12 protein-coding genes are annotated in these 14,188 nt (G+C 48.2%); 1 reads left to right on the plus strand and 11 read right to left on the minus strand.

The window, feature by feature from the left end:
* Positions 1-4 precede the first annotated feature (4 nt).
* The 6 genes from flgK to F9802_RS10225 all read right to left on the minus strand — a co-directional run bounded on the left by flgK (position 5) and on the right by F9802_RS10225 (position 5,101).
* Positions 5-1,549, minus strand: a complete 1,545-nt coding sequence (gene flgK / locus F9802_RS10200; protein WP_152151570.1) for a flagellar hook-associated protein FlgK — start codon at positions 1,547-1,549, stop codon at positions 5-7.
* Between the two features lie 61 nt (positions 1,550-1,610).
* Entirely contained in the window at positions 1,611-2,087 is a 477-nt protein-coding gene (locus tag F9802_RS10205) for a flagellar protein FlgN (RefSeq protein WP_191991859.1), read from the minus strand.
* 48 nt (positions 2,088-2,135) lie between these two features.
* Complete coding sequence (gene flgM, locus F9802_RS10210) at positions 2,136-2,399, minus strand: flagellar biosynthesis anti-sigma factor FlgM (RefSeq protein ID WP_152151574.1); 264 nt, start codon at positions 2,397-2,399, stop codon at positions 2,136-2,138.
* A 168-nt stretch (positions 2,400-2,567) separates the two neighbouring features.
* On the minus strand, positions 2,568-2,987 hold the full coding sequence (locus tag F9802_RS10215; RefSeq protein ID WP_152151575.1) for a TIGR03826 family flagellar region protein: 420 nt from the start codon (positions 2,985-2,987) through the stop codon (positions 2,568-2,570).
* 36 nt (positions 2,988-3,023) lie between these two features.
* Entirely contained in the window at positions 3,024-3,737 is a 714-nt protein-coding gene (locus F9802_RS10220) for a ComF family protein (RefSeq protein ID WP_152151577.1), read from the minus strand.
* Complete coding sequence (locus F9802_RS10225) at positions 3,734-5,101, minus strand: DEAD/DEAH box helicase (protein ID WP_152151579.1); 1,368 nt, start codon at positions 5,099-5,101, stop codon at positions 3,734-3,736. Before F9802_RS10225 ends, F9802_RS10220 begins: the two co-directional genes overlap by 4 nt.
* 198 nt (positions 5,102-5,299) lie before the next feature.
* Between F9802_RS10225 and F9802_RS10230 the strand changes: the two genes are divergently transcribed.
* Entirely contained in the window at positions 5,300-7,597 is a 2,298-nt protein-coding gene (locus F9802_RS10230; protein ID WP_152151581.1) for an S-layer homology domain-containing protein, read from the plus strand.
* Between the two features lie 200 nt (positions 7,598-7,797).
* Here F9802_RS10230 and F9802_RS10235 read toward each other — a convergent pair whose 3' ends face one another.
* From F9802_RS10235 to pdhA, 5 genes are all read right to left on the minus strand, one after another.
* Positions 7,798-8,646: a DegV family protein gene (locus F9802_RS10235; protein ID WP_152151583.1), complete on the minus strand. Its 849-nt coding sequence runs from the start codon at positions 8,644-8,646 to the stop codon at positions 7,798-7,800.
* A 384-nt stretch (positions 8,647-9,030) separates the two neighbouring features.
* Positions 9,031-10,467: a dihydrolipoyl dehydrogenase gene (gene lpdA, locus F9802_RS10240; RefSeq protein ID WP_152151585.1), complete on the minus strand. Its 1,437-nt coding sequence runs from the start codon at positions 10,465-10,467 to the stop codon at positions 9,031-9,033.
* Complete coding sequence (locus F9802_RS10245; RefSeq protein ID WP_152151587.1) at positions 10,468-11,706, minus strand: dihydrolipoamide acetyltransferase family protein; 1,239 nt, start codon at positions 11,704-11,706, stop codon at positions 10,468-10,470. It abuts the gene before it with no gap.
* A gap of 393 nt (positions 11,707-12,099) precedes the next feature.
* Positions 12,100-13,119 (minus strand): alpha-ketoacid dehydrogenase subunit beta, encoded by a 1,020-nt coding sequence (locus tag F9802_RS10250; protein WP_152151589.1) that lies wholly within the window; start codon positions 13,117-13,119, stop codon positions 12,100-12,102.
* Position 13,120: 1 nt separating this feature from the next.
* Complete coding sequence (pdhA, locus tag F9802_RS10255) at positions 13,121-14,176, minus strand: pyruvate dehydrogenase (acetyl-transferring) E1 component subunit alpha (protein WP_152151591.1); 1,056 nt, start codon at positions 14,174-14,176, stop codon at positions 13,121-13,123.
* Positions 14,177-14,188 lie beyond the last annotated feature (12 nt).

Raw genomic sequence — 14,188 nt, forward strand, 5'->3', positions numbered from 1 at the left:
CTCCTTATCTTCCGCCGGTTCCCATACCGTTAATAATTTTATCTAGCATTTCATCGACAATTGTAATGTTTCTCGCCGCTGCATTGTACGCATGCTGGAATTTAATTAAATTCGTCATCTCTTCATCTAGTGAAACCGAGCTGACTGATTGGCGGTTCGTTTCCACTGACTGAGCGAGCACCGCACTGTTTTTCGTCATGCGCACTGCTTGCTGGGCCTCAACGCCGAGCTTTCCGATGATCCCTTCATAAAAAGACTGAATCGTTCCGGTCTCAATCGCACTGAAATCTTGAAGGTTAATTTCCACCTCTGGATCGGTAAAGCCCTCTAGTTTCTGTGTGCCGTTCAACAGCATTTGGGAAATGTTCGCCAGGTTAATCGCATTCGTCCCGTTCCCGCCGTTTGATGCTTTCACAGAAGCCGCGATCTCTTTCGTTGTGATATTGCTCATTTGAATGGTTTTTGCCGCATCTTTAACATTCGCTTTATCTGTACTCAGTCCGTCAAAGAAATTTTTAGTTGACTGCGCGTCTGCTTCCAATCCGTATCCTTTTTTATGCACTTCATTGAAAATCCGGCCAAATGTATACGCCATTTTATCCAAATCGTTAAGTGCTGTCGGATAAAGATCTTCATGTGATTCCGCCAGCCCTTTTATCTTTCCTTGGGGAAAATCAGAAACAGTAACCGGAGTGGCTTGCCCCTCTACTTTAAAGCCCGTAATAGATCCATCCGTAATTTGAGTCTCAATTTTATTAAATGTTAAGCCTTCACTATCTACAAGTGTAATATCTCCGGTCACATCAGCTAGTTTAATTGTGTATTTCCCTTCAGCAATCGCCAAAGCTTTCCCGCCGGAACCAATCGTTTCCACCTTCACATTCACATGCTGCGACAACTGATCTACTAATCTATCACGCTCATCATACAAATCATTCGGTAAATAGCCATGGGGCTCGATCTCGCTGATTTGTTGATTAAGACTGCTGATTTGTTCGAGGATGGAGTTGACTTCTTTAACAGTGACGTTGATTTGGCTGCCGATGTCATTTTTAATCGCGGAAATCGAGTCATGCATGTAATGGAACGTATCCACGACTGCCTGTCCGCGCTGCAAAACAACCGCCCGCGCCCCTTCGTTTTCCGGGTTCACACTCAAATCTTGAAGCGACTGCCAAAATTGGCCCATAACAGCGGATAAGCCGTTCGTGCTTGGCTCGTTTAAGATGTCTTCCATTTTGCTTAAGGCTTCTGACTTCGACTGCCAGTAGCCAAGTTTATTGTTTTCGCCGCGATACTGTGTGTCTAAGAAACTTTCACGTACGCGTTGAATCGAGCCCGCTTCGACGCCTGTCCCCATTTGTCCGGGAATTTGCGGACGGTTCATCGCCGGTGCCGGGTAAGGTTCAGTTTGTTGGAAGTTTACGCGCTGGCGCGTGTAACCCGGCGTGTTCGCGTTGGCGATGTTGTGTCCGGTTGTGCTGATCGCCGTTTGCTGTGTGAACATGCCGCGCTTGGCAACTTCTAATCCATGAAAAGTGGAGCGCATGGATGTTCCTCCATTTCTATATCTTCATTTTACTCAAAAAAAAGGGGGCGAGCCCCTTGAATTATACTTGTGAATCGAACATGGAACGTTTTTGCTGTTGTCCGCTGTTCTTCGCCGGATGAGTATATGTCGCTTGCGCAGGCTGCGGCTGCAGCATGCCCATGCTCATGTTGACAAATTGCAGCGACTGGTAAATAAGCTTTTGATTTAATTCATTCAGCTCTTTCAATCGTTCCAGCCGGCCGGAAAGGCTTTTCTGCAGCTCCATGAGCCGCCCTTTGTCCACTCCAACTGCGGCATGAATGCAATCCGCAATCGTTGCTCCCGCTTTCCTGGCCATTTCATCTGCTTCCCGCTGCCGCTGCCGCTCCATTGTTTGGATGGCCGCCACGTATTTTTGCTCGTCCTTCAGCAATTGATCAAGTCCGTTCATATCGTTTTGCTTAATAATATCCGTTTTCTTCTCACAGAGCGCCAGCAGCATCCTGTGCAGGCGGTCCATTTTATCGAGTACGTCAATTAATTTTCCTGCAGACATTCCCATTATCCTCTGCTTTCCTGCGGCGCGTTTGGCACTCCGCGTTCATTACTTTTTATAAAATTTCACAATACCTTCAGCAATTTTCTCCGGTTGCGGCTGATATTCACCCTTGGCCACCTGCTGTTTCAAGCTTGCGATTTTTTCCATTCGTTCTTTCGTCATTTTAGACACTTCCTGCATGCCTTTCGCCGCTGAAGAGATTTCCAGCTTATCAGTTGGCGCTTCGATCGCCTTCTTCGGATCGTGTAGTTTGTTTAATTGCTTTTGGTACGGGTTGATTCCGGACACGCCAGTTTGATTAATTTTCACTGCAGATCCCTCGCTTTCTTTTTTTCCGATTTTCTTATTTGTTACTTATTATATCGGTTTTGTGGAAAAAAAGTTAACAGCGGCTTCATAGGCGGTTTTTCTTAATTTTGTTAAAACTTCTGTTGCCGCTCCAAAAAGAAAATCGGGTCATTTATACCATTCCATGTTCTACCTTCTTTTATTCGCCGCGTAGTACGTCATATGCTTGTCGCTTCTTTGTTCTCCTGCTTCAAATGCTTCTTCACGCTTGATTCTATCCAGATCGTTTTCAATGTCATCTGTGCAGTTTCCGCAAATTTTGCCTTTGTTAATGATCGCTCCGCAGCGGTCGCACGGGTAGCCGAGGTTCGGAAAATGGGCTGCATGGAGTCGGCCTTTTTTCACCCACTTGTGAATCTGGATTTCATCCGCTCCTGTCACTTCCACGACTCGTTCAATCGTAGCCGCCCGGTTTTCCCGCTGGCGTAAAAATTTATAAACCGCTTCATACATGAGTTCTTCTTCTTTCGCGCATTTGGCACACACATCACGGAATGCATTTTCCATATACAATTCACCACAGCGCGAGCAGTTAACGATTTCATTCATATTTATTCCTCCAACGCTCTAATCTCTTTTTCTCTCTCAAGTTCCCTGTCCCCGGGCGAGTGTAAGTGAACGCACTTCTACCGCTCCCGCTTGTTTCAATAGGAGAGCTGCTTGCCTGAGAGTTGAGCCTGTAGTATATATATCGTCGATAATGAGAATTTTTTTATTAGAAATGACCGTTTTTTCTTTCAAGCGGAAAACTTGCGGACCTTGGAGGCGTTCTGTGCGGGATTTTTTCGACTGTTTTTCTGAATGAATCCGCTCGAAAACGTCTGCCGTTTCAAGCCCAGCTTCCTTGGCGAGTGCTTCCGCCTGGTTAAAGCCCCGTTCATACAGCCGCTCTTCACTTAAAGGCACAGCGACAACGAGGTCAAACGGAATCTTTTTCACCGCTTCCTTAATCTCCTCGGCAAAAGCACGGGCAAGCACGTAATCTCCGCGGTATTTAAAGCGGGCAATAAACTCTTTCATCGCTTCATTGTAACTGTACAAAGACGAATTGCCGGTGAGTACACCTTGAAAAGTGAGGTCCTCTTCCCAGCGCAGGCAGTCAGAGCAAATGCCATCAGCGATAAAAGCAGGATCAATAGCAGCAAGCGGCTTGGAGCATGTCCGGCAGTGCTCACCGGTGATCCGTTCAAATGTGCTGTGGCATTTCAAGCAAAGGGCAGGCGGGGCTTCGAGCAGGAAAAACTGCCGCCAGTTCAAGCTTCTATTTGTTTCTTCTTCACAAAGCAGGCACCCATTCATCGGTCCAGCCACCCCTTTTCACGCCCTTCTTTGTTCATTTGGCGAATGTGGGCTACCGCTTTTTCGATCGCTTTCGTTTTTCCGAAATGAAAAAAGCGGACTTTGCCGTCAGGAAAGTCGGCGCTTCTGCCGGCGCGGCCGGCAATTTGCACGAGCGCGCTTTCTGTAAACACATCGTCTTCCGCACCGATGACAGCCACGTCAATATTCGGAAACGTCACACCACGCTCTAAAACCGTCGTCGACAGCAACAGTGGAATCTTTTTTTCACGCATAAAAGTGACTTTTTCTTTCCTTGATGGATCTTCGGCATGCACCGCTTCAATCGAAGGATCCAATTGCTGAAACAGCGGCAACGCTCGTTCCATCGAGTCAATGTGCGGGAAAAACAAGAGAGCTTGCTTGTTTTCTTCTAGACGCTTAACAGCCCACTCTTTTATATTCCTCGGCAGGCGGCCTTTTTCAATGGCTTTTCTCCAGTTGCCGCCCCACTCTAGTTTCGGTACAGGGAGCGGGTGACGGTGAAAACGAGCGGGGATTTTCACGAACGGCCTTTTTCCAAGACGGCATTCTTTTTGCCACGTGTCATTTGGCGTGGCTGTTAAGTAAATGAGAGCGGATAGAGGTTTGCGGGCTTTTTGAACGGCGAATTGCAAAGTGGATTCATATGAGTAAGGAAAGGCATCGACTTCATCGACGATCATGACGTCGAATGCTTCTGAAAAGCGGAACAGCTGGTGAGTTGTGGAGACGACGAGTGGACTGTACGAATGGCGGTCAAGGCTGCCGCCGTACAAAGCGGTGACTTTTGCGTCAGGGAAGACTTTTTGCAAACGCGGGGCGAGTTCGAGGACAACATCGGTGCGCGGAGTGGCGATGCAGACGCGTTTGTCGGCGAGCAGCGCGGCTTCGATGCCTTGAAAGAGCACCTCCGTTTTACCCGCGCCGCACACGGCCCAAATAAGGACGTCACTGTTATCACGAACGGCCCGGATCACCGCATCGGATGCCGCAGCCTGTCCTTCTGACAATTGGCCGCTCCAGTGCAGTGTACCGTCCCCTTCAAATAAAGGTTCAGGCCCAACCCAGCGGACAAGCCTCGAACAGCCTGAAACCCGCCCCATCATCAGGCAGTGCCGGCAATACGGACACGCTTTACCGCAGCGGGCACACGGGAACATGGCAAACCGTTCTTTTTTCGTGCTGCCGCACCGTTCACAATGATAGAATTGATTTTTTGTAGAAATACCGGATATGAATTGCAATTGCGGAGAGTTCGATAGAGGAAACGGGACTTCTTCTTCAAGAAGCAGCCGGCCAGCTAAAAAAGCGGCTAAAGAAGAGGGTGAAACAGGGATTGGCATAAAGTCAGCTCCTATTCTTTTTTGATTCTCTTCTATTATACGTGATTCCCTTCTCACTTGGTTACTTTTTTCTCTTTCAAAAAGTAACCAAGTGTTTTAAGATAGTATGTGCAATTTCCCAGTATCCTCCTATAAAGATAGAATTAAATTGTGATATAATGCCAGAGGAGAAAAGACTCAAAATGGAAAGGGGTTACTATGAAAAAAATAACTGCGAGCTTGGCCGTGATTGTTTTATTTTTCACTTTAACGATCCAAGCGTCTGCCCAATCATTTAATGATGCAAATAGCCACTGGGCGGCGAAAGAAATTCAGGCGCTTGTCGATGCCGGTGTCATTAACGGCTATGATGACGGAACGTTTCGGCCATACACTCAAGTAAAAAGAGGACAGTTTGTCGCATTTTTAGTACGGGCATTAGATCTTCCTCCGGGAGATTCTGCTTTTAAAGACGTTCCCCGAGGGAGCAGTTTATATAAAGAAATTGCCGCTGCCAAAAAAGCCGGACTGATGGAAGGAACGATAGACGGTTATGCGCTCGCCAATGATCCGGTGACGCGTTCTGATGTAGCCGTCATGCTTGACCGGGCAATGCAGCTAAAAGGCAATTATCCGACAAAAGCGAAGCTGACGTATAAAGATACAGCAGACATTACACGCTATGCGTACGAGTCCGTCCAGCGCATGACGCACTACGGACTGATTAAAGGAACAGCCGACAATGAATTTTTGCCGAAAAAAATCGCCACGCGCGGTGAGTCAGCGGTGTTCGTTTACCGTATGATGGAGAAGCTTGATTTGTTCTCTGGCGACAAAGATCCAGTCGACATTCCTAAGCCCAGCGATTCTTCAGAAGTCGTCGTGCCCGTCAATGACTCTCAATATATTAAAGTACGAATGAACACGCGCGGTGTGCCGCTTACATACGATAAGTACACAACAGATGGTCACATTCGCTCGACCGATCACCACTACTATTATCATATGGGCAACGCTTCAAAGCCGCTCGGTTCGCTCCGGGTGACATTGAGAAAGCTCGACAATGGCGATGTGTTCGTCTTTACGAAATTCATTCATAATGGCGACAACACGTATTCCGCTTCTGTCATCGTGCCATTCCAGCAGTCGACAGACTACTCACTGGCAAAATACGAATCATTCGGGAAAGTAGACCAAAGCCACGATGGCACATTTGGTGTGGATAAAACGTCCCACCCGGTCGGTATTTTATCAGCGAAAAAAGGCAATACGGTAACAAACGAGATGATGATGGGGAAAAACTATATTTCCCTTCACCGTCAGAAGAATTACGGGAACGGACAAAGTTCTGTTCTTCGTGAACTTGTCAATGAATATGAAAGCTATCAAATTTATACAGACGCACAGCGAAACCTTGTTACCGCTCACGTAAACATGTCGGTTAAAGGAAAAGCGATCTCTGAAAACTGGGTATTGCTTTCTAGTAAAAAATTATTTGCGGATAACACAAACCGCGACGACTGGTTTGAGCGGACGATTAAAGAATACAGCTCGATTAATAACTGGCTGACCGCTGACGGTGCTTATACAAAATTGCCTTGGTCCATTGAGCCGGGCTATCAAATGGGGTACGGCCGCAACATCGGCAGGCTGCAAGGCGGTATTTATTTAACGGCCTATACCGGCAATAAAGAACGTTACTTACAGGACCTTGTATTAAACGCTATCGCTGATCTTGACGTTTTTTCAGGCGGAGCGGTCACAGCCGGCAGGACGCCTATTTTTAAAACGGAATACACGAGCACATGGCTGAAAGGTACGTACGGGACAACCGCTCCTTACGTGGACACACGCCATAATGAAAACGCGGCGCTGTTTTTAAAAAATGCTTCGGAAATCCTCGATATTCCGCAGCTGGCTGAAGCGAACCTTCGCTATGCGGACTTCCTCGTGCAGCAAAAAGCAATCGGCAACATTATCCGGGTATCACCATCGAGCCACTTGATTGCGGACTATTATGCGCCGGGCAGTCAGAAAACGCACGTATCGCTCAACCATGCACTTGGCGAAATGAGATTTTTACTGGAAACGTACAAACAAACGAAAAATGAGACCTATTTTAAAACAGCCAGAGAATTAAAAGCAGGCATCGAAAACTTGCATCCGCGATGGATTCGTACTGACAGGGCCGGCGACCTCTGGTACCAAGTGAACGGCAACTTTCAATTTACCGGGAATGACTATGACTGGTTAACTTTGATGGACTTGCTGCTCGGGCAAATCGCCTTTGAAGAAAATGGCCTTCCACGCAGTACCATTTTTGATAAAATGATTCGCTCAAAAGCACAGTACCTCGTCGATAACAACATTGAAATCAAATCACAGATCGTGCTTCTCCTCGAACAGCAAGGGTTCGGCGACATTGTCAAATCTGCTTCTGCGAGTGCAAAAGCGAGAGGTCAAAAACTTGATCTTGACGAACTGCCGAAAGACGAACTTGATTTACTAGCAGAATAAGCAAAAAAGCTCTCCCCGAGTTGATCGGGGAGAGCTTTTTTACTATGAAATTTATGCGGCCTGGCCGGTTATTGGCCGGTTTGCCGAATTTACTAGCCATTCCAGCTGCCCGGCAAACATGCTTTTACCGGGCGAGCGCTGATTTATTATCCGATTCCACTCTTTTATTAACCAAAACAATCCATTTCCAAACCGAACGATCAATCCCGCTGTTTCGACCAGCCAAACCCGAACGCTCCTTCACCGAGGTGGGTGCCGATGACGGGGCCGAATTGGCTGATGCCGAGTTTTGCATCTGGAAAGCGTTCCTTCAGCTCGACCATCCACTGGCGGGCTTCCTGCTCGCGGTTGGCGTGAATCACGACCGCTTCGAGCGGTTCGCCTTTTTCGTAATCCTCCGCGAATAAGTCTGCTACCCGCTTCAGTGCTTTTTTACTCGTGCGGATTTTTTCAAACGGCGCGACCTTTTTATCGACAAAGTTCAGGAGCGGCTTCACTTGCAGCAAGCCGCCAATCAATGCCTGGGTACCGCTTAACCGCCCGCCGCGCTTTAAGTGGTTCAAGTCATCAACGACGAAATACGCTTTGACATATGGCCGCATCGCTTCCAGCTCCGCCATGATTTCGTCCGGCCCTTTGCCTTCATTGGCGAGTTCTGCCGCCCGCAGCACGTAAAATGCTTGCGGCGCGCTGCTGATTTCCGAGTCAAACGAGCGGACCGTGAAACCTTCCACGAGATCCGCTGCTGCGACGGACGTTTGATACGTGCCACTGATGCCGCTCGATAAATACACACCGACGACGGCGTCATAGTCTTTTGCCAGCTGTTCATACAGCTTCACAAATTCGCCGATCGGCGGCTGCGAAGTCGTCGGCAGCTTTTCTGCTGTGCGCACGGCTTCATAAAATTCTTCCGTTGTAATATCCAGCTCTTCTCTGTATGTTTCCTGTCCCATTACGACGCTTAACGGGATCATATGTATGTTTAACTGGTCGCGCAATTCTTTCGGAAGATAGCTTGTACTATCCGTTACAATTGCCGTTTTCATAAGGATACCTGCCTTGTTTTATTTTTGTCTTTCAATTAAAACGAGTCTATTTGTCCGGAAAGCTGAAAATGGACAAACTTATAGTCCGCGTTTATTTTATTCTATAAGATATGCCGTTTTTTTGCATCTCATTCCGAAAAAATTTGTTTGATCCTGGGCGGCGTGCATATTCCGAAGGTTCTCGCGCACAAACCGGGTACCGGCGTGCAGAAATTCGTGTTACTCGTGCACAAATCCCAATAACTCGCGCACAATCGAAAAACTGCCAGGTCCCTCTATTTGTTGTTCATCAGTTTGGTAGCTTTGTTCACGATCCCTACACGTTGTTCATCATTTCTGTCTACTAAAAAAAGCGGCTGCCCCTGCACTTGGGACAGCCGCCTGTCATGTCGCTTTTATTTCTTTCCTTTTCTTCGGAGCAACGTGAATCGCCTGGCCGATTAAGCCTTCGACGGCTTCGAGCAAGCCTTCGTTAAAGCTTGGGTGGGCATAGGATGGGAATTTCACGTCTTCTTCTTTCGCGGCCATTTCGAGCAGCTGCACGAATGTACCCGACAGCTCGACCGCTCCTTCACCGATCATGTGAATGCCGGTGATGATATCATTCGACGCATCGGAAATGACTTTGACGAAGCCGTCTTTTTTGCCGGAAATCATTGCGTAGCCGTTGCTGCCGAGCGCAAACTGGCTGACGCGGATGTCCATGCCAAGGTCACGCGCTTGTTTTTCTGTGAGACCGGCAGAAGCGATAGGCGGAATCGTATGGGCAATAGCCGGCACGAACGTCAAATCCACTTCCGGTTTCCCGCCGAATATTGCTTCTGCGGCCGCTTTTCCTTGCTTGATCGCTTTCACGGCAAGGAGCGGACCTTCCGTGACATCGCCGATTGCATAGATGGATGGAACGGATGACTGCATGTTTCCATTCACCTGAATAAAACCTTCATCTGTTTGCTCCACTCCGAACCGGTCGATGCCAAGTTCTTTCACATTCGGCCTTCTGCTGCCTGCGGCAAACAAATGAGTGCCTTCGAGCGATTCCTCTTTTCCGCCGGCACGAACGGTTACATGAACGCCATTCGCTGTTTCTTCAGCGGATTGGATCGAAGCCTCTTTAACTACTTGAATTTTTTTCTTTTTCAACAGGCGGTTCAGTTCTTTATTGACCGATTCATCAAACGGAAAATCGGCTGTGTTTTCAAGCAGCACACTTACTTGTGCACCGAGCGCGGCGAAGCTTGTCGCCACTTCAAGTGAAATATAATCGTTGCCGTAGACGAGTAAATGCTTCGGCATGTCTGTTAAGCTAAAAATTTCATGCGACAACAAGACGCGGCTGCTTCCTGCCAGCATTCCTTTCGGCCATACCGGTGAGCTTCCTGTCGCAATAATCGCCTGTTTAAAAACGTAAATATCAAACTGGTGGCCATTTTCAACGCCGATGCGGTCTTCCGCGATAAAACCGGCTTTTCCTTGGATAACTTCAACTTTATTCGCTTTGCAAAGGGATTCGACGCCTTTTCTGAGCTGCTCGGTCACTTTCGCTTTGTACGAAACAAGCTGTCCTAAATTGAACGTGCCTTCCACAGCAGGCAAACCGAGTTCCTGTAAGTGGCTCATTTCCGACTTTTTCTTGGCCGCGTATGTAAATACTTTGGACGGAATGCACCCTTTATTTAAGCAGACGCCGCCAAGATCGGCCTGTTCAATCAATGTAACCGGCAAGCCGAGCTGCGCGGCCCGGATGGCTGCACTGTAGCCGCCCGGGCCGCCGCCGATGATTACAAGCTCTCTTTCTTGACTGATTTCCCCAACAACCATTTATATCATCTCCAGCATCAGTTTGTTCGGCTGTTCAATTAAACTCGCAAACCGGTTCGTAAACGCGACAGCGGTCGCACCGTCAGCGACGCGGTGGTCAAATGACATCGACAGCGTCATCACATGACCGATGACAATTTCATCGTTTTCATTGACGATCGGCCTTTTTTTCGTTTTATGAAACGCGACGAGCGCCGTTTCTGGATAGTTAATGATCGGTGTCGCGCCGATGCTGCCGAGCGGGCCGACGTTGCTGATCGTGAACGTACTATTTCGAATATCAGCCGGTTTCAGCTCGCCATTTTTTGCTTTTTCATTCAATCGTTTCATGTCGTTATGAATCTCTTTGATCGATTTTTTATCAGCATCATGCACAACCGGTACTATCAAGCCGTCTTCTGTATCTGTCGCAAGGCCGATGTGATACTCTTTCTTCAGTAAAATTTTATCGTTTTCTTCATCGAGTTCCGCATTGAACACCGGAAAGTCTTTCAGCGCAATTACGAGCGCTTTCACGAAAAATGCCGGCACAGAGACAGAGACACCTGCCGCTTTCAATTCTTCACGCAGCTTCAGCAAGTTCGTCATATTTACTTCTTCAAAATGAGTGACGTGTGGAATCGTAAACAAGGATTTCGTCATCTTTTTTGCAATTTGCTTGCGCATGCCTCGGAACGGAATTTCGTCCGGCGCAGCTGTTTGTCTCAAAGCCCGTTCATCACTCACCGCTTGTTTTTCCGGTACGGCTGTGTCTGCCTGCGGCTCTTGTTCACCTCGTAAGAAACGGTACACATCTTCTTCCGTCACTCGTCCGGACGGGTCCATTGGCGTCACATCTTCAATATCGATATTGTTGTCACGGGCAATTTTGCGTGTAAACGGCGTGGCCAGCACGCGGTTAAAAGAAGAAGCAAATGCTCTTTTCACTGTTTTCTTTTCAGCTGCCGCTTCTGTTTTCACTTGTTCATTTCGTTTCGGCTCGTCTTCGCTTGCTGCCGCGCCGCCTTCCGCTTCAATATAAAGCAGCGTCGTACCGACTTGAACAGTTGTACCTGTATCAACGACAATTTCTTTAATCGTCCCAGTGCCCGGCGAAGGCAGCTCGGCGACCATTTTGTCAGTCTGCACTTCTACAAGTGGCTGGTCTGCTGTTACCCGGTCCCCTTTTTTCACAAGGTAATGGAGAATTTCCCCTTCGGTCATTCCTTCCCCGATATCATGCAGCTTCACTTCCAACACATCATTTCCCCCTTTATAGAAAAGCTCAAGCACCTTGATCGGCCTCGACAAGCAAATGTTCTTTCACCAAAGAAGTCGTTCTTTGACTTCATTGGTGAAAGGTTATTTGACCTCGAGAGGCTAGGTGCTGGAGCTAGACATTTAGAAAAGCGCAAGCACCTCGGTCAGCCCCGACAAGCAAATGTTCTTATCCCAATGTCTAGTTGCAGGCGCTAGCGTGTACGCGGATTTCGCTCTCTCTGTCGGAGTCTGAAAAGCGCCTCCTCGTCAAGAGCTATAAATCCGCTATCACGCTAATCGAGCGCCTTCCTCTTTTCTATAAAGAAGTCGTTCTTTGACTTCATTGGGGTAAGGTTATTTGACCTCGAGGGGCTAGGTGCTGGAGCTGGACCTTTAAAAATGAACAACTTTTTCGATGCCTTGCACAACGCGCGCCGGCGTCGGTAAATAGTGATCTTCTAAAGCGAACAGCGGCACTGGCACGTCAAAGCCTGTCACTCTCTCGATCGGCGCCCGCAAGTATAAGAAAGAGGTGTCATTAATAATTGATACGATATCGTTGCCGAGACCGCCTGTGGAATGTGCTTCGTGCACGATGACGGCTCTGCCTGTTTTTTGCACAGATTCAGCGATGATGTCGCGGTCAAGCGGATACAGCGTCCGCAAATCAATGATTTCGCAGCTGATGCCTTTTTTCTCTGCCTGTTCTGCCGCTTTTTCAACGACTGGAATCATCGCGCCCCAGGCAATGAGTGTGACGTCTGTTCCTTCTTTTACTTTTTTCCCTTTACCGATTTCAACAGTGTATTTACCAGCCGGGACATCTTCCCGTTTTGCGCGGTAATTTCTCATCGTTTCTAAAAACAATACTGGATCCGGATCTTCCATCGCCGCGATCAGTAAGCCTTTCGCATCATACGGACTGGACGGGCAAACGACTTTCAGCCCCGGCATATGAGTGAACAATGCTTCTGTGCTGTCGGAGTGTACTTCCGGCGCGCGGATGCCTGCTCCGTACGGCGCCCGGATGACCATCGGCACGGTGAAATGCCCCATCGTTCTCATGCGAATGCGGGACACGTGCGTCATAATTTGCTCGTAAGCGGGATAAATGAAGCCGAGAAACTGCATTTCTGCTACCGGTTTGAAACCGTTAACGGCAAGGCCGATCGACGTGCCAATAATGCCCGCTTCTGAAAGCGGTGTATCAATCACGCGGTCTGCGCCGAATCGTTCCTGCAATCCTTCTGTGGCGCGGAACACTCCGCCGTTTTTCCCGATGTCTTCTCCGAGAATCAGTGTCTTTTCATCTAATTCAAGCATCGTTTTCATGCCGTCATTGACTGCCTGCACCATCGTTAACAATTGAGTGGTTTCTTTTGTTTGCGGTATATCTCTTATTTCCATTGCCATCTTACTCCCCCCTCAAATGCGCAAGATATGATTCTTTCTGGTCAGCGAGCTGAGCCGGCAATTCTGCAAACACGTGATCGAATAAATCTTCGACGTTCGCTTTCGGGAATTTTTCCATCGCTTCGACAGCTGCTTCCACTTCTTCTTTCAATTGTTCCTGGATATCAGCGACCCACGCTTCGTCCCAGCAGCCGTAGTTTTTCATGAATCGTTCCAGACGAAGGAGCGGATCGACTACGTCTTTTCCTTGATCTTCCGGACGGTATTTCGACGGATCGTCCGCTGTCGTGTGTGCGCCTGTGCGCCATGTAACGGCTTCAATAAGCGTCGGGCCGTTGCCGCTGCGGGCATAGTCAAACGCTTTTTTCGTTTCAAAGTACACCGCGAAACAGTCATTGCCATCGATGCGTACACCCGGTATGCCGTAAGCGACTGATTTTTGGGCAATCGTTTCCGAGTTCATTTGTTTTTCAATCGGTACAGAAATCGCATAGCCGTTATTTTGGTTAAAAAAGACAACCGGTGCTTTAAAAATACTCGCGAAGTTTAGTCCTTCGTGAAAATCGCCTTCTGATGTGGCGCCGTCTCCGAAGAAAGCGATCGCTGCATTGTTCGTGCCTTTACGCTTTTCCGCCCAGGCCGCTCCTGCCGCCTGCGGAATTTGTGTCGCAATCGGCACTGCGGGCGGAAAAATCTTTTTCCCTTCCGGCGGCACGCAGCCTTCCACCCGGCCGTTCCAGTACAAATATGTTCTTATCATGTCGGCACCGTATGTCAAAGTTGCACCGTGGTCGCGGTATGTCGGGAACACCCAGTCATCCGCTCCGAGAGAGAGAGCACTGCCAACTTGGGACGCTTCCTGTCCTTCAAACGGTGCATACGTGCCGAGCCGTCCTTGGCGCTGCAGGCTGATTGCTTTTCTGTCGAACGTTCTAATTCTCGTCATATGGTAATAAAAATCACGAACAAGCTGCTCGTCAATTTTGTCTTTATAAGAAGAATCGATTAAATTTCCTTCGTCGTCGATCACTTTTTTCATTGGGTATTGAGTCTTCATGATCTTCCCCCC

This window comes from Bacillus aerolatus (genome assembly GCF_009183655.1).
Classification (GTDB): Bacteria; Bacillota; Bacilli; order Bacillales; family Domibacillaceae; genus Pseudobacillus; species Pseudobacillus aerolatus.